Origin of the sequence: Lacticaseibacillus thailandensis DSM 22698 = JCM 13996 (genome assembly GCF_001436135.1) — a bacterium.
Lineage (GTDB): Bacteria > Bacillota > Bacilli > Lactobacillales > Lactobacillaceae > Lacticaseibacillus > Lacticaseibacillus thailandensis.
Window position 1 is genome coordinate 395,719 of record NZ_AYZK01000001.1, and the last position, 20,682, is coordinate 416,400.

The following is a 20,682-nucleotide window of genomic DNA, read 5'->3' on the forward strand; positions in this document are numbered from 1 at the left end:
TAAAGGAGCAATTATTTCATGACAACTTTGATTTTTGGACACCAAAGCCCTGATACTGATGCTATTACCTGTGCCATTACCTTTGCGGAATACCAGCGCCAGGCTGGTAACACCGACGTGGAGGCTGTTGCGCTAGGCGAACCTAATGCCGAGACTAAGTTCGCGCTCGACTACTTTAAGCAGTCCGTACCGCGGGTCATCAAGACTGCGGCCAACGAAACGGACAGTGTTATGCTGGTGGATCACAACGAAGCCCAGCAGTCAGTGCCGGACCGTGACCAGGTCACGGTGCAGTACGTGGTTGACCACCACCGGGTCGCCAACTTTGAGACGGACGCGCCAGTAAACATTTGTATGGAAACTCTGGGCAGTTGCAACTCCGTAATCTTCCACATGTACAAAGAAGCTGGCTTTAAGATCAGTCCCCAGATTGCGGGCTTGATGGCTTCTGGCTTAATTTCTGATACGTTGTTGCTGAAGAGCCCAACGACTACGGATGAAGACCGGCGTATTTTTGCCGAGCTGCAGGAATTGGCTGGGATCGATTTGAACGAATACGGCCTGAAGATGCTCAAGGCCGGGACTAACCTTAGCGCTCGCAGTGATCAGGATCTGATTGATGGTGACGCCAAGAGCTTCGACATGAACGGTACCAACGTGCGGATCGACCAGATCAACACCGTTGACCTTAACGAAATCTACGACCGTCAGTCAGCTATCCAGGACGCCATGAAGGCTGAAGCAGACAAGGAAGGCTACGACCTGTTCCTCGTTATCGCCACTGATATCTTAAACAGCAACTCGGTCGGGTTTGTTATTGGCGACCGTAGCAAGGTTGAGGAAGCCTTTGGCAAGAAGTTTGATGATCAAGACCGGATTGCGCTACCAGGTGTAGTTTCCCGGAAGAAGCAGGTTGTGCCACCATTGACGGCTGCCTACAAGGGCTAATGTCCAGCGATACTTGAATTCTTATTGCGGTGTGTACCGAACGGGGTGCACATCGCTTTTTTTGGTTAAATGGGTGTGGTTGTCACCTGCCCCATTAGCATTGGTATAGGGGAGTGGCACTCGCAAAATGGGAGGAAAATAAAGGGTAACCTGGAAGAAAACATCTGATGTTACTCGTTATTTAAACGCTAAAAAGGGGAATTGATGAGCTAAACGGTTTGTGAGTCAGGGTAAATACAAAAGCAGATTGCGAAGCAGTTGGATCTGGGAACCAAACCTTGTAGTCTGATTTTATAGGGTTTATGGAATTAATTTTGAATGTCATCAGGTTTTAAATCTAGTGAATTAATCGGTAAAAGAACGCAAATGCTACCAATAACGACAACGGCACTAAGGACAAAAGTAATGCTGAGCTGAAATCGTCGGAAGAGCTAGCGTTATTGAAAATGTGGCTTGACGGTCAATTATGTGCCAGCTATCAAGGATGAATTTCGTTGCTTAAGCGCGTATGGTATATGTGTGCACGCAACCAAAAATTGGGCCAAAATTGAAATTTTGATGTATGTACTGCTCGTTGCGGAACAACAGCCACTACGTTATTTAGTAAAAAATTTAGTAAAAACGTACTGCTGAGTCTGGATTGTTGTCATAAATTACATTTGTGTGCGGCAAAGTCACTATAAAAAGTCACTATAAACGGAGCTGCCACAGGTTCTTTGTACAGCGTAGTTTTAGTTAGTTATTAGTTAGTTATTAGTTAGTAGTTGTAGTTAAGTCGTAGTTAGTTGTTACAGATAGTTTTAATGGATGAAGGCGTGGGCTGGGATTGTTCTGAACACAAGATGCGCGCTACGCGATAGCTGCATGATGTTTGAAATAATTGATCGCGCAAATCGTAGTTCAGGTCATTCGTGGGGCTGATAATTGCCGGTAATAGACATTGTTGGATTTTGGTGTGCCCAGAGGACGATTCTGGTGCAATTTCAAACTGATAGACGGTCAGTTGACCGTCAGTGCGCGGCTGATCGTCGCTGGACATAAGCGCATTATCATTATGATGATGATGAAATCAAGTGCAATGCCTGAACTAAATATAGTCTTGCTGGCGTGAAGAATAAGCACTGGTTTGGTCGGGATTTTAATCGTTAGGACATGCGTTTGTTGGTGCTGAGTTTTAGAGTCTAGTCAACGTAAACGTCAAGAACCTAATTGAGTAGTTGGAATTCCTCGGTTTGGCAATAGTCAATGAGCGACAGAGTTCATGCATGCATTGCAACTTAGACGCCAGATGTTGGTGCACGTGTAGGCGGGAGGTTAACGCGGCGATTGATCGCATTTAACTTAATAATCTTCCGCAGTGTTTTCTTCGTATAATATATATTATGTAAACTAGAATTAAACGATTAGTCATGCCATCAGCCGAGCCCCCCACTCGTGCATTAATCACTCGTGCATTAATAACGTACGGCAAGTGTTGCGACTCTGTTGATGGCATACTCATCACAATGTGTTCAGAAATCCTGGTAGCACCGCAGCAAAGACTTGGTTGTTCACACTGACGTACCGGGTTTGCGCAGCACGCCGTGTATTCGTTAGTCCAGCTTCGCGGAGGAGCTTCAAATGGTATGACAAAGTTGACTTGCTGATACCCAATTGCTGGCCAATTGATGTGGAGTCTAATTCGTGACCTTCACTGTGTAGTAACCGAACAATGGCTAACCGACTTTCATCCGCCAACGCCTTGAAGATTTTGACGCGTAGTTCATCGTTACTGATGGTCTGCTTAATGTTCATGGCTAATCTCCTCGTTTAACGCTGCTGTTCAATCAATTTGTGTCGCGATGTGCTATAAACGCCAAGTAGTAGCTCACTGCTGCAATGGTCTGTGATGATGTGACTTCGCCGTCACGTACGGCCTCAATCAGGTCGTCCATCGGTACCAAACTCGTTGCGACGAACTCATCGTGGTCAAAGTGGCGATCGGTTCGCTGTTGGGGATCGATGGTCGCTAGGACGGCGGTGATCCGCTCGTTGGTAAAACCCTCGGAAGCCATCATGACGGTAAACGGCCGCAGTTCGGTGGCAACGTACCCCGTTTCTTCGGCCAACTCACGCTTGGCGGCCACGAGTGGCGTTTCGCCATCATTGATCAATCCAGCGGGCAACGCGATGGCCTCACCGTTGATGCCGACACGGTATTCCTGGTTGACCAAGACCTGCTGTCGGTCTGCCGTCATGGCTAACATGACCACGGCTGCACCATGTTCCACGAAGTCGCGCTTGACCGTCAGCCCGTCTGGTGTTTGAATTGTTTGTTGTAAAACTTTGAAAATAGGCCCCCGGTAGACTTCTTTGCTGCTGAGAATGTTGCCAGTCGTTTGTGGTCGCTTAAGCATGATGATGGTTACCCCTTAGTTCGATAATTTTATGAGCACAAAAATAGGCGCTACAATTGCGCCTACATTATACAATATTATAATTGCGATTTAACAGTGTCCTACCAACCAGTGTTCAACTAAGTGTTCTACTAATTGTAATTGTTGTAATTGTTAATTGTAATTACATCCATTTGCATTTGCCGACGTCAATTTTGCCGACGTCAATTATACGCGTGTGAAGTCCTTCATCCAAGCAATGGCGATGGCCTTTTCACCTAGATGGGTCCCAATGACCGGGCCAAAATAGGAAGTTTCAAACGGAACATCCGGAAACTTGGCTTCCAGTTCAGCCTGCCATTTAGCTGCTGCATCCGGATCGTTCGCGTGAATAACCAATCCCCGTACTGGATAATCAACTTTATCCAAGGCGGCTTGGAACAAAGTCTCTGCCCGCGCGTAAGCCTTTTTGATGGAGCGAATCTTTTCGATGGCCACGATTTTATGGGATTCATCGTCGAACGTTAATAACGGTTTGATCTTGAGCATGCCACCAATGAAGCCGGCAGCGTTGGATAAACGGCCCCCACGAACCAGATTTTGGAGGTCGTTGACGATAAAGTATTCACCCATGGAGGCACGCAGATCGTCAAGACGGGCGACAATGGTGGGCACGTCCGCGCCTTGTTTCACCATGCGTGCGGCTTCCAGTACGAGCCACCCCATCAGCTTGACCGTAATTTGTGAATCGTACACGGTGACCTCAAGTCCATCAATTTCGGTGGCGATGGTCCGGAGGGTTTGCTGAAAACCAGAAATGGTATTTGCTAAGTGAATGCTAATGACTTTGTCGTAACCTTCATTGCGGAGATTTTCGTAAAGATGAATCATTTCACCAACGGGTGGCTGGCTCGTGCTCGGAAAAGTCTTGGCCGACCGCAGTTTCGCGTAATATTCAGTTGGCGTAATGTCCTTTCCTTCGTCGTACACTTGCCCGTCAAGAATCACGGGAATGGGTACGACAGTAATATTGTTGGCCTGTACTTCTTCATCAGAAAGATAAGCAGTACTGTCGGTCACAATGGCAATTTTCATAAGTTGAACCAGCTCCTTCAAAATTATACCAAAATACTATAACACATAACCTGAGTGAAGGCCATGACGCCCCCGCTCACTCCGTTCGGTAGGCCTGTGTGCCGGACCAAACATACTTTTGCACGTGGGCGCAACTACTAGTACAATGGAATGAGCTAATTAAGGAGGTATATTATGTCCTTTGACGGATTATTTACCCACGCAATGGTGCGCGAATTGCAAGCCGCATTACAATCTGGGCGGGTGATGAAAGTTTCACAGCCCTACCCTTACGAACTAATGCTGAGCATTCGTGCTAATCGTCATAACCAGACGCTGCTCCTGTCGGCTAACCCAGAACTTGCACGCGTTCAGATCACGACGATTCCGTTTGCGAACCCTAAAGTACCGACGCCATTTACTATGGCCATGCGTAAATACCTGGCCGCGGCTACCCTGACGGCCATTACACAGGTTGGTGCTGACCGTATTATTTACTTTGACTTTGCCACGCGGGATGAGCTTGGTGATTCCGTGTCCTTGCGCCTCGTGGTCGAGCTCATGGGCCGTCACAGCAACGTCATTCTGGTGGATCAGCGCACACACAAAATTCTCGAACTGATTCGCCACGTGCACCCCGATGAGAACCGCTTCCGCATCTTACTTCCGGGAGCCGAATATGTCGATCCACCCTACCAGGATAAACTGGACCCATTCATGGCGCAAGCAACTGACTATACCAGCCTAGTCGAGCAGTTTGGCACCGACACTGCTGGTTTAGCCAAGGCCATTCAGACCCGTTACCAGGGTTTTGGCCGCGATGCTGCCCTCGAGATGGCAACCCGCTTGCAACACGGTTTGCCGCAAGCGGCGTGGACGGGCTTCATGGATGCGTTTGATCACCCTGAGCCGGTGCTAATCGATGCGGCCAAACCGCAGTTTGCCGCTACCCCCTTGCGCACCATCAGTGGCGAACAGCACAGTTACCCGACGCTATCCGCCCTGCTCGACGCGTTCTACGCGCAACGGGCTGAGCGCGCCCGCGTTCAAGAAGTGGGTAGCAAGTTAATTCGGGTGCTGCGGACGAATACGGAACGGTTGTCCAAAAAGCTCAAGAAATTGCAGCACACCCTCGATGAGAGTGACCGGGCGGACGAGTTACGCATCCGGGGTGAAATTTTGACGACCTACCTACGTGATGTGCCGCGCGGCGCCAAGTCGGTGGAGCTACCGAATTTTTACGACGACATGCGACCCATCAAGATCAAACTTGCTCCGGAACTGGGACCAAACCAGAACGCGCAGAAGTACTTCACCCGTTACCAAAAACTGCGTAAAGCCGTCAGCCACGTGCACGAGCAGATGGCGGAGGCCGAGTCTGAACTCCACTACCTGCAGGGCGTGCAGGCTATGGTGGAAATTGCCGCCCCGCAGGACTTGGTGGACATCCAGACGGAGCTTACCAATGCAGGTTACATTCGCCAGCAACGCAAAGCCAAGAAGCAACGGCAGCCCAAAGTGGCACAACCGGAACGCTTCTGGGCTAGCGATGGCACCGTCATTCTGGTCGGCAAGAACAACCTGCAAAACGAACAACTGACGTTGCACACCGCCGCAAAGAACGATATTTGGCTACACGCTAAGGATATTCCGGGTTCCCACGTCATCATCAAGGACGCAGATCCCAGCGACCGGACCCTGCAAGAGGCTGCCTCTCTGGCTGCCTACTTCTCTAAAGCCCGGCAATCCGCCAACGTTCCGGTGGACTATATTCCCGTTAAGCGAATTCGCAAACCCAACGGCAGCAAGCCCGGCTTTGTCGTGTATACGGGGCAGCGGACCCTGGCGGTCACCCCGACCGTCGAGCTTGTAGATAAGTTACGGCACCAACCAACCATGTAAAGTAAATGCACTGATAACAAACTAAATAACAATAAGGAGACGGTCATTACTGCGTAGACAACACGCAACGTACTGACCGTCTCCTTTTTGGCTTACTACGAAATTGGTGCAAGTGGTTCGAGCGAAAAGGCCCGAGCTTCGTACACCCGTAACATCGCGTCCGCACAGACACTGTTAATGATGGGAATTGTCCGCGCCGTGGCCTGCGCTCGGGTGTCCGTCGATGGGTTATCAGTAATGACCAACCGCACGTTGGCACGCGTGATGCGTGTGCCCGCCGGCTGAACCTGGAAGCCCTGCGCTCGTAGTCGGCCCGCTAAAGCTTGGGACTTATCGGTGCCCAGGTCGAGTAGTACTGGACCGTGATCAGGTAACGGTTGGTGGGCGGCCGCAAAGGCTTTGATCAACGCTTTACCCAGTGAATTGTCACTGCCCATGACCACGCCAGTCTGCACCATTTCGGGGCGGTCGGTACCCGGCGTGGGCAGTCCTTGCCGTACGACCGGCAAGAGGACGTGCACCCCGTCTGCTTGGGCTAACTGCCCTGAGCTGATGCCAAGGTCCGCTAGCTTGTTGCCTAAGTAAACGTGGGCAGCCAGGTAGCCATAGTCCACGGTCGTCGTCTTGGCGAGGAACGGCACGGTGGCGTTAACGGTGGGTGCGACGCGGCGGACGGTGATCTGGTGGTCGTTGACGACAAACTCGGTGTGCACAAAGCCGATCAGTCCGTACATTTTGGCCAGGTTGACGGTGATGGCGGTGACTCGACGCGTCAGTGCGGCTACCCCGCGACGTGGTGGCGTAACGGCGAGCACGGTGCCAGCAACGTCAGCGTTACGCTCCAAACTATTGATGACACCGAGCACCGCCACGGTGTCGCCGTCACTGATGGCATCCACGGCCAGGTGCGTACTGTCGGGCTTGATCGCGGCAGTAAAGTCCAAGCTGACCTGCCAGTCGCTGTCAGATTCATTAGCGACGGCCGCGCCGGCTTGGGATTGGTCAAAGGTGGTGACGCAATCAGCGTTACTTCCCAAGACGTTAACTCCAGCGGCCCGAAGCCGGCCCGCCAAGGCCGCGCCATCGTTACCGCTAGCCTGACAGATTACGCCGATGGGGTCTTCATGATGGATAATGCTGAGAATTTCCTCCGTGCTACTTGTTGCCAGGTAGCGGCGTACACCAGCAACGTTTTGTTTGACCGTGCTGTTGGTAATGATGACCGGTGCGTAACCAGCATGGGCGATGGCGTCGGCCAATGCGGCCGTGACGGCCCCCTGCGCTTCATTCAGCCACAGGTGCGTACTCGTGGGGGTAACGATAACGACGCGGGGTTTAGTGCCCACTCGTGGTTCGTTTTCGGCACCAAAACTAGCGTAGTACGACCGCGAGGCGTTGATGATCTGCCCGCCCCCGTCGATGGCCTTAAATGTCGGCTGAACGGCCAACTCATCACGCAAAGCGGCCACTTGATCGGCCGTCATGTCCCAACGCTGCGCGATGCTGGCATCGGTGATACCGTAGCGTTTGGCTTCTTTAAGCAAGTCCATGTCCCCGGGGTGTTGACTGAGTGCCTGGTGGAGTTGGGCCAAGTGTTGCACGATGGCTAGCAACCCAATGTTGATATGGGACAATTCAACCAGTTCACTGAGCGAATAACCGCGAGCAAAAGCAGACCAGATGGTCGCTAACCGGAGACCATTAGGCCGAATAATGTGCTGGGTCAATTCGTCATCCGTCCAGTTGGTGATGGTAGCGGGCAATACGTCCGCTGTCAGTTTAGGCCCCAACTGGATACGTAGTCCTTCCATAATGGCACTCTCGGCGTTGGCCCCTGCTCCCAAGATGGCGCCACTGGCGACCAACTGGGGACCGAGGGTAGCTCCGTTGAGGTGGTCTTCACCAAACTGTGGGAAGCGCGCCATAATGGCGTCCTGGGTGGGCTCAATCACAGCGGGAATTCCTGCCCCAATGCGGATATCGTCCAGGTTCAAACCCAGCGCAATCTGGGTGGACACCTCCGTGACGGGGTAGGCCGTCGCCGCCTGGGAAAGTTCGGTAGCCCAGGTGGTCCCCACCCGCACTTTGAGTAGGTACCAGTCGTTGCTAGTCTCATCCAGGGCAAAGGAAAACGTGGCCGTCCCCCGGATATCCAGGGCGTCTAGTACCCGGAAAGCGGCGGCTCGTAGCACGTTGCGTTCACGGTCGGTAATGGTTTGTGCCGGTGACAAGACGATCGTGTTGGCGGGGTTTACCCCCACCGGGTCAAAGTTTTCACTCGTTCCAATCAGCAACTTGGTGTTGTTATTATCACGCACCAGGACGCACTCCACGGCCTTCAAACCATTGATGGCCCGTTCAATACGGAGTCTGCCCCAGTGGTCGGTCGTGCTGATCAACTGCCGTAGTTCGTCGGCGTTGTTGGCAATGCCCCGGTTGGCGCCCCGCCGCATCAGCACGGGGTAACCGATCTTGTCGGCAACTTCAGTGGCTTGGCTATCAACCTTGATGTATGTCGATTCGGGGTTGGGTAGGTGTTGTTCACCCAGGAAGTGCCGAAAGGCTTCGCCGTCCTCCAGTGTATTAAGAATGGTATCGGTGGTATCAAGCACCGGAATGTGTAGCTGACGCAGGAGGCCACTTTGCTGCACTTGCCGGAGGATGTGCACGGCACTTTGTCCCCCAATGGTACCCAAAATGGCGTCAGGCCGTTCACGTCGAATCACCTGACTGATGAATTCCACCGTTAAGGGCGCCACAAAGATACGACTAGCGATGTGGTTGTCCCGTGGCGCGTTGGGGTCGCTGGTCACCAGCGTTACGTCCTTCCCAGCGGCGGTCAGAACCTGACAAGCGGTCGCGACGGCGGCTGGAAAGGAGGTCGGTTGGGCCGAACCCACGGGGCCAGTCCCAATGACCAGAATGTTTTGTACGGTATTACTCATGCTGGTTGGCCCCCTTCTCAGCTTTGGATTGCTCAGCGTCAATTAATTCCATAAATTCGGTCAGCACGTGATCGGCATCCTTGCTACCCGGCGCACCTTCTGGCTGAAATTGCACACCAAATGCAGGGTACTGGCGGTGCCGTAACCCCTCCACCGTTTTGTCGAGGATGTTCAGGTGCGTAATCAGCAGTTGGTCGTTGTGTTCTAGGCTAGCCGGGTCCACGGTGAAGCTGTGATCATGCGACGTGATGTCGATACGGCCGGTGGCCACTTCGCGCACGGCAAAGTTGAGGCCGTGGTGTTCATGTGCGAGCCGCTTTGTGGTGGCACCATTGGCCATGGCGAACAGTTCGTAGCCAAGACCAATTGCGAGGAGCGGTAAGTGTCCTTGAATGCCATGGATCATCGGCAACGCGTTTTGGGTGTCCTCCGGATCGCCGGGCCCGTCACTGAGCACGACCCCGTCCGGATCCAGGGTGAGAATGCGATCGGCGGAAGTCGTAGCCGGTACAATGGTCAGGTTGCAGTCACGAACGGCGAACTCGCGCAATAAGCTGTGTTTGAGGCCAAAGTCGACGACCACGATGTTGCGGCCGGTACCCGGTGACGGGTATGGCCGCTCGGTGGAAACTTGCTGCACCTGGTTGTGGGGCAGCACGAGCGCCCGTAACTGGTCAAAGGCGTGCTCGTCAGCTGCGTCCACAATGCTGGCTTTTTGTGGACCGGTCGCGTCGATATGCCGACGCAGTGCCCGGACGTCAATATGTGTAATGCCAGGGATGCCCAGTTGGCTGAGAAACTCCGCCAGGGACATTTTACCTCCCTGGTGGGCGGTCACCTGGGCAAGTTCGTTCACGACGACACCACGCACGGATGGGTCAATGCTTTCGTAATCATCACGGTTAATGCCGACCATGCCGATGGTCGGTGCCGTGAAGGCAATGATGCAGCCGGTGTTTACTTTGTCGGTGATGGTTTCCTGGTAGCCAGTCATACCGGTTTGAATCACCAGTTCACCGGACGAAACGATGGACGCACCAAAGCCGGTGCCGACAAACGCGGTACCGTCTTCGAGAATAAGATAGCGTTGCATGGGGTTCACCCCTTTTGGATGGAAAATTTATTGTTCATTAGCGGCCTTGGCGGGCAAAACAAAGTTGAGCACGATTCCTAGCACCGTCGCTACGGCCAAACCGGAGAACGTGTAGCCAGCAAATTGCAGGCTAGCGCCACCAATGCCGATAACCAGGATGGTCGAGGCAATCATCAGGTTACGTTTACGGTTGAAATCGACGTGATTGTCGATCAACACCCGCAGCCCGTTACTAGCAATCACCCCAAAGAGCAGGAAACTAATGCCCCCAATAACGGGTCCGGGAATAGATTCGATCAAGGCGGATAGCTTGCCAATAAAGGCAAAGACGATGGCGAAGAACCCCGCCCCGCCGAGGACCCAGACACTTTGGACCTTGGTCATGGCAATAACGCCAATGTTTTCACCATAAGACGTGACGGCCGGACCGCCAACAAGGCCCGCAATGATGGACGCGGTCCCGTCACCAGCGAGTGTGTGGTTGAGGCCGGGGTCCTTAAAGAAGTTTTGGTTGGTCAACTTATTCAGTACCATGATGTGGCCCATGTGCTCGGTCATCGTGACGAACGCAATTGGTGCCATGGACAGAATTGCTCCCCAATAAAATTGCGGGTGGTACGTCACAAAGGGGATCTGAAAGTGTGGCAAGCTGAACCAGTGTGCCTGGGCGACCGTGCTAAAATTGACCAAACCGAAACAAATGGCCACAATGTAGCCACTGATGATGCCCAACAGGATCGGTAGCAGGCTAATGAAACGCTTGAGGAACATGTTGTAAATAATCGTCAGTGCCAAAGTGATCATAGCTACGGCAAAGTAGCGCAGGTCGTACACGCTGCCGCCACTGGCCGTGGTCCGCATAGTTGCGTCGGTTGCGGCCGTGGATGCTAGCGACAGCCCGATAACCATCACGATGGGACCCACCACGACTGGTGGTAAGGCCCGGTCGATCCACTTGCTGCCGACGGCGTTCACAATCAAGGCCACTATTAAGTATACTACGCCGACTGCCACAACACCCTGGGCAATTGCCGGATAGCCGGCCCCCTTCATGAGTGCAGCCATGACCGTGATGAAGCTGAACGAACTACCCATGTAGGCAGGAATCTTGCCACGGGTAATGAGGATGTACATGAGCGTCCCGACGCCACTGCTAAACAGCGCGATGGACGGATCCATACCGACCATCAGCGGCACCAATACGGTGGAACCGAACATGGCAAAGAGGTGCTGAATGGACAGCCCGACCCACTGGCCGAAAGTCGGTCGGTCGTGAATACCTAGGACGATGCCGTCATTAGGGTTAGTTTTACTCATGGTGGGCCTCCTTGCCGTTGCTAATGGTGATGCCGTCATGACCGTCGATTTCGCTGACGTTGACTTTGATTTGTTCATCGAGGGCCGTCGGAATATTTTTGCCCACAAAGTCAGGACGGATCGGTAATTCGCGGTGACCGCGGTCGACCAGTACTGCCAGGGAGATCATGCGCGGCCGCCCGTATGCCATCAAGGCGTCGAGCGCTGCGCGAATGGTGCGGCCGGTGTAGAGCACGTCGTCCACCAAAATGACGTGTTGCCCGTTAATTTTGGCGGGTAGCTCGCTGGTATCGACGGCGGCGTTGCCATCGGCTGGTTCCCGGTCATCCCGGTAGTTGCTGATATCGAGGGAGCCCACGGGCACGGTCACGTTTTCTAGTTGGGCCATGCGCGTCGCCAGGCGCTGAGCTAAGTACACCCCGCGAGTTTTGATTCCTACAAAGACGAGGTCCCGCAAACCCTTGTTGCGTTCGATAATTTCGTATGTAATGCGTGTCAGTGCGCGCTGCATGGTGACAGCGTCGACAACTTCTTTGGACATAAAATAGTTCCTCCTTTGACCAACCTGGAACAAGTGCTTGCTCTAGTTGATGGTATGGTCTTTAACCTGGGGGCTCCGCGCGATAACGCGCGATAAAAAAACGCCCCCGTCCCGATTCTGGATGGAAGGCGCTCTGCGACCTAGTTGCCCCCGCGGAGGCACGATTCCTTCCAAGCCTCTCTGGACTTAGTTAAAGGCAAATATTTAATTGGTTTAAGTCTAGTTGAGTGAAGGCACCTTGTCAACGGTTTCCCGGACGTTTATGCGGTAGGCCTAATTGAAGGCGCCATACCGCAACCGCGTCAGCATCGCTTCAAAGTAGTCCGGTAACGGGGCGCTAAACTCGAGGTGTTGACCCGTTACGGGGTGCGTAAACCCGAGCGTCGCGGCGTGCAGGTACTGACCATTTCCTGGTAGCGTGTGCTTGGGGCCGTACAACGGGTCCCCTGCTACCGGATGCTTAATGTACGCCATATGCACCCGAATCTGGTGGGTCCGCCCCGTTTCCAGTCGGCACTTGACCAGCGTGTAGCTACCAAAACGTTCCACGACCTCGAAATGCGTGACCGCGTGGCGACCGTTCGGCACCACCGCGTGCTTTTTACGGTTCTTCGGGTCCCGACCCAGTGGTGCGTCAATCGTCCCCGTGGCCTCCTTGATATTGCCGTGGACAATGGCAAGGTATTCGCGGTCCGTGGTCTTCGCCTTCAGCTGTGCGGCTAAGCTTTGGTGGGCCGTCGCCGTCTTTGCCACCATCAGCAGTCCAGACGTGTCCTTATCGATGCGGTGTACGATGCCGGGACGCAATACCCCGTTAATGGGTGACAGCGTGGTGTGGTACATCAAGCCGTTAACCAAGGTGCCATCGGGATGCCCCGGAGCTGGGTGTACGACCATGCCCTGCGGTTTGTTGACTACCAGCACGTCGTCATCTTCATAGACGATGTCGAGGGGGATATTTTGTGGCTTGGCACTGAGTACGGTCGGCTCTGGCGCCGCAATGACGATTTGGTCATCTGCCGCCACTTTGTAACTAGCCTTGGCGGGACGGCCGTTAACCGTGACCAACCCGGCGTGAAGCCATTTGTCCGCCTGTGACCGCGTGACGTCGTCGAAGTAATCCGTAATCACGCGATCCAGGCGACCATGTTCGGTGGTAACCATCATCGTGAGTTTCATGCGCTTACCTCCCCCGCCGTTCCCGGCCATCCAGCAGGAGTACGTAGATGATGACTAGCACGACCCCGACCGTGAGACACATGTCCGCCACGTTAAAAATCGGGAAATTCACAAAGTCGAGTTGGAACATATCGGTGACAAAGTGTTGGTGCACCCGGTCGATAAAGTTACCCAACGCCCCCGCCGTAATCAGGGTCAGACCAAGCCGGTAAAACGGCTTGTGGGCGCTATCACGCCACAGCCATACCACGACGGCGAGTGCAATCAGGGTCACAATGTAAAAGAACCATTGTTGGCCCTGGAACATGCTCCATGCGGCGCCCGTATTTTTGATGTGCGTGATGCTCACAATGCCAGGAATGAAGGTTGCGTAGCCCCCTAAAGCGACATGGGCGACCACCCAAGCCTTCACTAACTGGTCGATAACAATCAGCGCGATGGCAATCAAAACGTAGATAATCAAACTGGTAATCCTCCTACAGTGCAAAGAAAAGTCCCGGCCGTCCAACCATCACTGGGTCAGTCGGACCGGGACGTTTCGGCTTGAATTGATTGTAGCATACTTCCCCGTACGTGCGGGTTGCTGCGAGCCTATTAACGGCCTGGTTTAGAACAAACCGGTAATGTGGCCGTTAGCGTCGATATCGATATCATTGGCCGCCGGGTGCTTGGGCAGCCCGGGCATCGTTAGCACGGTTCCGGTCATGACGACCAGGAAGCCGGCCCCCACTTTGGGGATGATATCACTCACGTGGATGGTGAAGTTAGTTGGGGCGCCCAGTAGCTTGGGGTCGTCAGAGAAGGAGTACTGGGTTTTGGCTACGCAAATCGGAAGATGGTCCCACCCGTTGGCCTTAATGGTTTTGAGGGCGCGCTGCGCTTTGCGGGCGTACGCGACGTCGCGGCCACCATAAATTTTCTGCACCACCGTCTGGATTTTATCCTCCACCGGCATGGTGTCGGTGTACAGTGGCTGGAATTGGTGCTGGGTACTGAGGGCGTCATTGACGGCCGTTGCCAAAGCGGCCCCACCGGCGCCCCCATCCGCCCAGACGGTGACCGGCACGGCTTTGACCCCCTGATCCGCACAGAGGTCTTGGACCAGTTGCATTTCTGCGGGGTCGTCATTGGCAAAGGCGTTGATGGCCACCACCACGGGCAAGCCGTATTGCTGGAGGTTGTGGATGTGCCGCTGTAGGTTGGCAAAGCCGGCCCGCACCGCCGCGGGATCAGTAGCTTGTAGGTCCCGCCGAGCGACGCCACCGTTATACTTAAGGGCACGTAACGTGGCGACCAGGACTACGGCGTCTGGCGTCTTGCCGAGCACCGGAGCTTTGATGTCGAGGAATTTTTCCGCACCGAGGTCGGCCCCAAAGCCGGCTTCGGTAATGGCCACGTCGCCTAATTCGAGCGCGGTGCGCGTGGCTACGACGGAGTTGCAGCCGTGCGCAATGTTGGCAAAGGGGCCGCCGTGAATCAGGACCGGGGTGTGCTCCAGCGTCTGTACCAGGTTGGGTTTGATGGCGTCCTTGAGCAACATCGTGATTGCCCCGGTTACCCCCAGCATGTCCACGGTCACGGGCGTGCGGTCGTAGGTGTAGGCCACCACGATACGCGCAATGCGTTGTTTGAGGTCGGCGAGGTCTTCAGCTAGGCACAACACGGCCATCAGTTCACTAGCGACGGTAATGTCAAAGCCGTCTTCACGGGGCACGCCCGACGTGGGGCCACCCAGACCAATGTTCACGTGGCGCAACGCACGGTCATTAATGTCGAGCACCCGTTTCCACTGGATACGTCGCGGGTCAATGTGTAGCGCGTTGCCCTGCTGCAAGTGGTTATCGATCAATGCTGCCAGCGTGTTGACCGCACTCGTCAGGGCATGCATATCGCCGGTAAAGTGGAGGTTAATGTCAGCCATTGGCACCACCTGGGCGTAGCCGCCACCGGTAGCGCCCCCCTTCATGCCCATAACGGGGCCGAGGGATGGTTCACGCAACGCGAGGACAGCTTTTTGACCCATACGGTGCATCGCGTCGGCTAGGCCCACAGCCACGGTTGATTTGCCCTCCCCCGCAGGTGTAGGGTTAATGGCCGTGACTAACACCAACTTGCCGTTGGGGCGCTTCCGCATTCGTTGCAAAGCCGCGGTGCTGATTTTGGCTTTGTACGGTCCGTACTGCTCAACCTCGTCGGCAGTTAAGCCGAGGTCGGCCGCAATTTTGGTGATGGGTTGAATTTCGTTGGCTTCATTACGCTGGGCAATTTCAATATCTTCCACGGAAAATACCTCCACTCTGTGAGTTGACTGCGTTGCGACTTGATGGTTTATTTAGTGGTGGTTAACCACGCCTGTAGTTGGCTGGCGACCACGCTGGAGCGCCGCCACGTAGAAATGGTGAGCACCCCATAACGCTGAGTGTTAAAAATCAGTGTGTGCGGCCCCTGGACCTGAATAGTCACCTGGTTTGTATCCAAAATAATGGAATTGCCGGGTAGGACCCGGCCTAACCTGATGGTGTGCGCGGTAACGCTGATACGGTAACGCCACAGTTGGGCTAAAGCACAAATGACGGTCACGGCACCAATGGCTAACGTGATGGGTGACAAACCGAGGAGCTCCAACTGGACGACGGCCGTCAAACCTAGTCCCGCCACGATGAGTCCCCAAAAAATCACGCAATCGACCGGCGCTGGTTGGTATGCTAGTTGGTGTTTCAAATAATCACTTTCCATTCTCAAGGAGATTTCAATGCTTAAATTGTACACAGATGCAGCTACAAAAGGCAACCCGGGGCCTAGTGGTGCTGGTATCCTGATTGTTGGTCATGGTGATACTGTTGAACTGAGTACGCCCCTGGCCGTCATGACGAATCATCAAGCTGAGTTTCAGGCTGCTGCCTTGGGTCTGCAAGCCGTGATTGATCGCGGTTGGCAGCACGAACAAGTGGCGCTGATTACCGATAGCCAGATTGTCGTGGACGCCCTGGACAAACGCTATGCCAAGCACTTTGCCGCCGAAGTGGCGCGGATTATGGCGCTGGCTGATCAGATCACCCTGGTGATTCCCACCTGGCAAAATGATCACGTCAATCGTCGTGCTCATGAGCTCGCACAAACAGCGTTGCACCGGGCAGAAGCAGCATCTTAGCTAATAAAGGCCGGGCCGTTGGGCCCGGCCTTTATGCCAGTGGTAATTAAATGTTCTTAAAGTCACCTTGATGGCTGTGCAGGTACTTGACGGCCCCACTCACCATTTCGTCCACCCGGTCTTCAAGGGCGGTTCCCTCTAGGTCAGTGGCATCGCGCAAGAAGCCCGTGGCGATGGCCCGAATATCTTCGCGAACCATCCCACCGTCGTGGAACAAATCGTCCACCCCGTCGAGCCCGTTCTTAGTAGCGTCCAAGACAGCGTTCAACACGGCGTTATGGCCTTCCAACCCCTGAACGTGCCGTTCAGCGGACGCAATCAGCGTGATGTCCATATCAATTAGGACTGCTTGCTCCATTTTTTTCGTCTTTTTGCTCATTACTATACTCACCCCGTTCGATAACAGTATAGGCAATCTCGGGGCGCTTGGCTAGCCCACTTTTGTGACCTACGCAATCATGGACCCGTTTTTCGAGGGCTAGCCATGACGAACGGCTATGAGGTGCCAACGTAAAGTAGCGGGGATCGGCGTTGAGACGCGTGGTCACTACGATGTCAGCATCCCGGGGGTTGGCCACGATCTGGACGCTGGGCACGCTGCGCGCAATTTCAATCAGCGCGGAATAAACTTGTTGCTCTTGTTCGGGGTCCAGGGCAATGCCAATCGTAGGTACACCGAGATTGACGACACTAGTCATGAGCGGAATGTAGCGGACAATTAGGCTGCTCGCAATATGCTGAAAGCGAGCCATTGACGGTGGTAAGGTTGCAAAGTATTGTCTGAGCATTCGCTCGAGGGCTGGTGATGTTGGCCGCTGACCGCCGAGGGCTAATGGGTCAAATGTCGGGACCTTGTGGTCAATTATTTCCAGGACAACAGTAACCGCCAGCATGTTGGCCAGGAGCACTTTATTTCGGTGGGAGCCACTAAAACCGACTAGGGTACGTGCCCGCTGGGTGATTCCCGATACCAGGCGCCAACTGGCCGAGTTGGATTTGTTATGGTACTGCAGCAAGCGTTGCAGGTCGGGATCGGCTTCGCTGTGAAAGTTACCAATGAGCAGACTTTCGAGGTGAATTAGTGCGGTATCAGCCGGATGCTTGGCTACAAATTCAGTACGGGTCCCAACGATACCGTTGTACCCCGTCACCTGTAGGATCTTGTGTAGTGGTGGCAACGCGGGCATGGCGTGGCCCTGCTGGTTGCGGAGGATGGCAATCGTGACCATGTTTTGGACGCGCAGGAACGGGCAATTGTTGACCACTAGGTGCGCTGTCCGTAATTGCCGCGTAACCTTCTGGGCCTGTGCTTCCACGTACGGGAACAAGGTCACCCCGTCTTGGTCAATTTGCCAGATCAACTGACTGAGGGTCAACCGTACGACTGGTTCGTAACCTTCAATGCCAATGGGCGAGTACGTCAGGTTAACGTCAAACTTAGCTAAGAAATTGCGTAATGGCCGCAATCGGCGGGTAGCCGTGCTGGTGCTCAGTTCGTGCGCCTTGGCGATATCGTCGAGGGTGCGTTCTGGGTGCGTGAGGACTGACCGCAGAAAGTCCCCCACAAGTGAATGGCGCATCAAATACACCGCATAGCGCGCGGCGGGAATGTCGTGTTCCGGTGGTGCACTACTCGCCTCCAATAATTTGGGTGGCTGTTCATTGGGCCGGATAAACTGGTGTAGGTCGTTCGTGATGGTTTGCCAGTTCCGGTAAATTGTGGTGGTACTGACGCGCAGCTGGTCGGCAAACCGCGCGCACGTGCGCTCATTTGGTGGCAGGTCCATCACCATTTGGTAGAAATTGAGCTTGGCTAGTTCTTTTTGGCTCAAAAACAATTCGTATGCAGGCATGTATCTCATCCTCGTGAATGGTTGTCCCACTAGCGTTAACTATCTGTACTTTGATTATACGAAGCCCAGTGCTACAGGCCAAACAAAAGTGCCCAAAATTCCAGTATTTGACTATTTTATTTGCAAAAGCTGCAAAAATCGGCTTCAACTTATCGTTTACATTGACTAAATTGTGTCAAGACATCCATGCGCAGTGTTATTCCTGTGCCACGTAACTAGTTTCTATCTAGCCGCCATTACCTTACTCCCATTTTGATCGGACATAAATTTGATCGGACATAAAAAGTGGCTACCCCATATTGGGATAACCACAATCAATTGTTAGTTACCAAATTGCCACGCGTCGCTCTGGTTCCAGGTACATACCGTCCCCTGGTTGTACATCAAACGTCGTGTACCACTCATCAAAGTTCTGCGGCTGAATGTTAGCCCGTAACCGGTTGGGTGCGTGGACGTCGCTACTCAGGAGCAACTGGGCGTATTCAGGCCGGGCTTTCTGCCGCCAAATACGGCCCCAGTTGGTAAAGAAGGCTTTCAGGTCCACGTTATCGTCCTGCTGAGCCGTCGACAGCGCAGCCGCCATACCACCTAAGTCGGCGATATTCTCACTGACGATCAACTTGCCGTTGACCTTACCGCCAGCGTAATCGCGCCCGTCAAATTCATCAATCATGGCCTGCGTCAGGCGCTTGAATTCCTTGTAGTCGGATTCCTGCCACCAGTTTTTCAGGTTGCCAAATTCATCAAATTTGGCCCCATTATTGTCAAAGCCGTGTGAGATTTCGTGCGCGATGACGGCGCCGATGCCCCCAAAGTTCTCCGAGTTACTTTGTCCCAAGCTGTAGAATGGTGCCTGCAAGATTGCAGCGGGGAACGTAATGTCGTTACGTGACGGGTCATAGCATGCGTTCACCAATTGTCCAGGCATGCCCCACTCCCCGCGATCAACGGGCTGATCCAACTGGGCGACTGCGTAAGCAGCACCAGCACGGTGGATGGCCAGCAAGTTGGTTAACAAGCTGGCATCCTTGTCGACCTGAAAGTGGTCGTAACGCTCGTTAGCTTTGTCCGGATATCCCATTTTCAGCACCATGGTGTTGAGCTTCACGATGGCTTTATCCTTAGTTGGCTGCGACATCCACGCGTTGTCACTGATGCGCTGTTTGTAGGTGGCAATCATGCGCTGTACCAGCTTGGTCACGTCAGCCTTCGCGGCTTCGCCAAAATACTTGCGCCCATAGTAAATACCGATGGGTTCGCTAAATACCTGATTAGCGATGCGGTAGGCAGACTTATCCTGGTTCGGCAGCGCCGATAATCCAGTTAAGGCACGGCGGTAAGTACCGGCAACCTGGCGTAATTCCTCACTAAGGTAGCTGGCGTCACTGAGCAACTCATTAACGTAGGCCCAAGCGCGAAAATCGGTAAAGGTGTCGTCATTGTATATTGAGGCAAAGGCGTCCAGGAACCCTGGATCGGTCACGATAATCTGTTGCGGTTCACTTGGTAGTAAGTCCTGCAGGTACTCGTCCCAGGCAAATGGGGCCATCTTTTGGGCCACGGTCGCTCGGTCCTGTGGGTTGTACTGTGACGGGTAGTCGGCTTTGTCCTCGTTACTCTTTACGTGCACGGCAATGGTGGCATCGAATCGGAGCGTGGCTTCAATGTACGCCGACTGGGTGTCGTCATCTAGATTCGTGTGGCTGAGTAGGCCTGCCGCGGTCTGCCGGTAAGCTGCTAATAGTGGCTGCTTGGCTGGATTATCCTCAGCGTAGTACGTTGTGTCAGGCAAGATGGTCGGCAATGCGTACAGGTACACGGCGTTTTTGGCGGTGTCCTTCATGTCGGGTTCAATACCGATATTAAACGGTAGCGGCAAGCCGTCACGATCCCAATCCGCCGCCTGCTGGTTCAACGCCGTGAGCGAGGCCAACCGTTCAATTTTGGCTAGTCGTGGTGTCAGGGGGTCCATGCCTTCTTGGTCACGGCGTCCAAAATCACCGGCAATGCGGTACAAATCGGTGGCTCGCTGAATCAATTCGTTTGGCGGCGTGGCCTGGCCGTCGCGAAATGCGGCAAAATCAGCCATTAGGTGCTTTTCAACCCCATCGGCTAAGTCGCTAAATCCACCCGTTGTGGGTTTGTCATCAGGAATGACGGCGGTGGCCTCCCATTCACCGTTAACTGCTAGGTACAAATCGTCCTTAAAACTGCTCTTTGCAGCCATTCTGTCTCCCCCTTATCATTCATAAATTAAAACTAAATTAGATAGCGATTAACATAATTTTACTATTTATGAGGATA

At 53.7% G+C, this 20,682-nt stretch carries 17 protein-coding genes; 3 read left to right on the forward strand and 14 right to left on the reverse strand.

The annotated features are described in order from the left end of the window. Positions 1 to 18: 18 nt before the first annotated feature. Entirely contained in the window at positions 19 to 948 is a 930-nt protein-coding gene (locus FD19_RS01795) for a manganese-dependent inorganic pyrophosphatase (protein ID WP_056968981.1), read from the forward strand. Positions 949 to 2,448: 1,500 nt separating this feature from the next. Here FD19_RS01795 and FD19_RS01800 read toward each other — a convergent pair. From FD19_RS01800 to FD19_RS01810, 3 genes are all read right to left on the reverse strand, one after another. Further along, positions 2,449 to 2,742 carry an ArsR/SmtB family transcription factor gene (locus FD19_RS01800; RefSeq protein WP_054749403.1) on the reverse strand — a complete coding sequence of 98 codons (294 nt, stop codon included), beginning with the start codon at positions 2,740 to 2,742 and terminating at the stop codon, positions 2,449 to 2,451. 32 nt (positions 2,743 to 2,774) lie between these two features. Continuing rightward, positions 2,775 to 3,344, reverse strand: a complete 570-nt coding sequence (locus tag FD19_RS01805; protein ID WP_056968982.1) for an NUDIX hydrolase — start codon at positions 3,342 to 3,344, stop codon at positions 2,775 to 2,777. 207 nt (positions 3,345 to 3,551) lie between these two features. Next, the gene (locus FD19_RS01810; RefSeq protein WP_054749404.1) at positions 3,552 to 4,418 is read right to left on the reverse strand and encodes a DegV family protein; all 867 of its coding nucleotides are present in this window, start codon (positions 4,416 to 4,418) and stop codon (positions 3,552 to 3,554) included. A gap of 174 nt (positions 4,419 to 4,592) precedes the next feature. On the opposite strand from FD19_RS01810, the gene FD19_RS01815 reads away from it, so the two are divergent. After that, on the forward strand, positions 4,593 to 6,299 hold the full coding sequence (locus FD19_RS01815; RefSeq protein ID WP_056968983.1) for an NFACT RNA binding domain-containing protein: 1,707 nt from the start codon (positions 4,593 to 4,595) through the stop codon (positions 6,297 to 6,299). A 95-nt stretch (positions 6,300 to 6,394) separates the two neighbouring features. On the opposite strand, the gene FD19_RS01820 is transcribed toward FD19_RS01815, so the two are convergent. From FD19_RS01820 to FD19_RS01855, 8 genes are all read right to left on the reverse strand, one after another. Then, positions 6,395 to 9,244, reverse strand: a complete 2,850-nt coding sequence (locus FD19_RS01820) for an ATP-binding protein (protein ID WP_056968984.1) — start codon at positions 9,242 to 9,244, stop codon at positions 6,395 to 6,397. Further along, on the reverse strand, positions 9,237 to 10,337 hold the full coding sequence (locus FD19_RS01825; protein ID WP_054749409.1) for a carbamoyl phosphate synthase small subunit: 1,101 nt from the start codon (positions 10,335 to 10,337) through the stop codon (positions 9,237 to 9,239). Before FD19_RS01825 ends, FD19_RS01820 begins: the two co-directional genes overlap by 8 nt. 27 nt (positions 10,338 to 10,364) lie before the next feature. Next, complete coding sequence (locus FD19_RS01830) at positions 10,365 to 11,654, reverse strand: uracil-xanthine permease family protein (protein WP_056968985.1); 1,290 nt, start codon at positions 11,652 to 11,654, stop codon at positions 10,365 to 10,367. Continuing rightward, positions 11,647 to 12,195 carry a bifunctional pyr operon transcriptional regulator/uracil phosphoribosyltransferase PyrR gene (gene pyrR / locus FD19_RS01835; protein WP_054749410.1) on the reverse strand — a complete coding sequence of 183 codons (549 nt, stop codon included), beginning with the start codon at positions 12,193 to 12,195 and terminating at the stop codon, positions 11,647 to 11,649. The genes FD19_RS01830 and pyrR overlap by 8 nt, the downstream gene beginning before the upstream one ends. Positions 12,196 to 12,468: 273 nt before the next feature. Then, positions 12,469 to 13,374 carry an RluA family pseudouridine synthase gene (locus tag FD19_RS01840; protein WP_054749411.1) on the reverse strand — a complete coding sequence of 302 codons (906 nt, stop codon included), beginning with the start codon at positions 13,372 to 13,374 and terminating at the stop codon, positions 12,469 to 12,471. A gap of 4 nt (positions 13,375 to 13,378) precedes the next feature. Continuing rightward, positions 13,379 to 13,837, reverse strand: a complete 459-nt coding sequence (lspA, locus tag FD19_RS01845; RefSeq protein WP_054749412.1) for a signal peptidase II — start codon at positions 13,835 to 13,837, stop codon at positions 13,379 to 13,381. 144 nt (positions 13,838 to 13,981) lie between these two features. Further along, positions 13,982 to 15,655, reverse strand: coding sequence for a formate--tetrahydrofolate ligase (locus FD19_RS01850; RefSeq protein ID WP_056968986.1), 1,674 nt, complete (start codon positions 15,653 to 15,655; stop codon positions 13,982 to 13,984). Between the two features lie 47 nt (positions 15,656 to 15,702). After that, positions 15,703 to 16,095 carry a hypothetical protein gene (locus FD19_RS01855; RefSeq protein WP_056968987.1) on the reverse strand — a complete coding sequence of 131 codons (393 nt, stop codon included), beginning with the start codon at positions 16,093 to 16,095 and terminating at the stop codon, positions 15,703 to 15,705. Between the two features lie 31 nt (positions 16,096 to 16,126). On the opposite strand from FD19_RS01855, the gene FD19_RS01860 reads away from it, so the two are divergent. Next, the gene (locus FD19_RS01860) at positions 16,127 to 16,525 is read left to right on the forward strand and encodes a ribonuclease HI family protein (RefSeq protein WP_056968988.1); all 399 of its coding nucleotides are present in this window, start codon (positions 16,127 to 16,129) and stop codon (positions 16,523 to 16,525) included. A gap of 46 nt (positions 16,526 to 16,571) precedes the next feature. Here the strand turns inward: FD19_RS01860 and FD19_RS01865 are convergent, their stop codons facing one another. The 3 genes from FD19_RS01865 to FD19_RS01875 all read right to left on the reverse strand — a co-directional run bounded on the left by FD19_RS01865 (position 16,572) and on the right by FD19_RS01875 (position 20,605). Beyond that, positions 16,572 to 16,904 (reverse strand): hypothetical protein, encoded by a 333-nt coding sequence (locus FD19_RS01865; RefSeq protein WP_156639584.1) that lies wholly within the window; start codon positions 16,902 to 16,904, stop codon positions 16,572 to 16,574. After that, the gene (locus FD19_RS01870; RefSeq protein WP_056968990.1) at positions 16,861 to 18,378 is read right to left on the reverse strand and encodes a helix-turn-helix domain-containing protein; all 1,518 of its coding nucleotides are present in this window, start codon (positions 18,376 to 18,378) and stop codon (positions 16,861 to 16,863) included. The genes FD19_RS01865 and FD19_RS01870 overlap by 44 nt, the downstream gene beginning before the upstream one ends. A gap of 325 nt (positions 18,379 to 18,703) precedes the next feature. Next, the gene (locus FD19_RS01875; protein WP_056968991.1) at positions 18,704 to 20,605 is read right to left on the reverse strand and encodes a M13 family metallopeptidase; all 1,902 of its coding nucleotides are present in this window, start codon (positions 20,603 to 20,605) and stop codon (positions 18,704 to 18,706) included. Between the last annotated feature and the right edge of the window lie 77 nt (positions 20,606 to 20,682).

Coding starts and splice junctions, on each gene's coding strand:
- FD19_RS01795 (WP_056968981.1), top strand. CDS start 19: ATGACAACTTTGATTTTTGGACACCAAAGCCCTGATACTGATGCTATT.
- FD19_RS01800 (WP_054749403.1), bottom strand. CDS start 2,742: ATGAACATTAAGCAGACCATCAGTAACGATGAACTACGCGTCAAAATC.
- FD19_RS01805 (WP_056968982.1), bottom strand. CDS start 3,344: ATGCTTAAGCGACCACAAACGACTGGCAACATTCTCAGCAGCAAAGAA.
- FD19_RS01810 (WP_054749404.1), bottom strand. CDS start 4,418: ATGAAAATTGCCATTGTGACCGACAGTACTGCTTATCTTTCTGATGAA.
- FD19_RS01815 (WP_056968983.1), top strand. CDS start 4,593: ATGTCCTTTGACGGATTATTTACCCACGCAATGGTGCGCGAATTGCAA.
- FD19_RS01820 (WP_056968984.1), bottom strand. CDS start 9,244: ATGAGTAATACCGTACAAAACATTCTGGTCATTGGGACTGGCCCCGTG.
- FD19_RS01825 (WP_054749409.1), bottom strand. CDS start 10,337: ATGCAACGCTATCTTATTCTCGAAGACGGTACCGCGTTTGTCGGCACC.
- FD19_RS01830 (WP_056968985.1), bottom strand. CDS start 11,654: ATGAGTAAAACTAACCCTAATGACGGCATCGTCCTAGGTATTCACGAC.
- pyrR (WP_054749410.1), bottom strand. CDS start 12,195: ATGTCCAAAGAAGTTGTCGACGCTGTCACCATGCAGCGCGCACTGACA.
- FD19_RS01840 (WP_054749411.1), bottom strand. CDS start 13,374: ATGAAACTCACGATGATGGTTACCACCGAACATGGTCGCCTGGATCGC.
- FD19_RS01860 (WP_056968988.1), top strand. CDS start 16,127: ATGCTTAAATTGTACACAGATGCAGCTACAAAAGGCAACCCGGGGCCT.
- FD19_RS01865 (WP_156639584.1), bottom strand. CDS start 16,904: ATGAGCAAAAAGACGAAAAAAATGGAGCAAGCAGTCCTAATTGATATG.
- FD19_RS01870 (WP_056968990.1), bottom strand. CDS start 18,378: ATGCCTGCATACGAATTGTTTTTGAGCCAAAAAGAACTAGCCAAGCTC.
- FD19_RS01875 (WP_056968991.1), bottom strand. CDS start 20,605: ATGGCTGCAAAGAGCAGTTTTAAGGACGATTTGTACCTAGCAGTTAAC.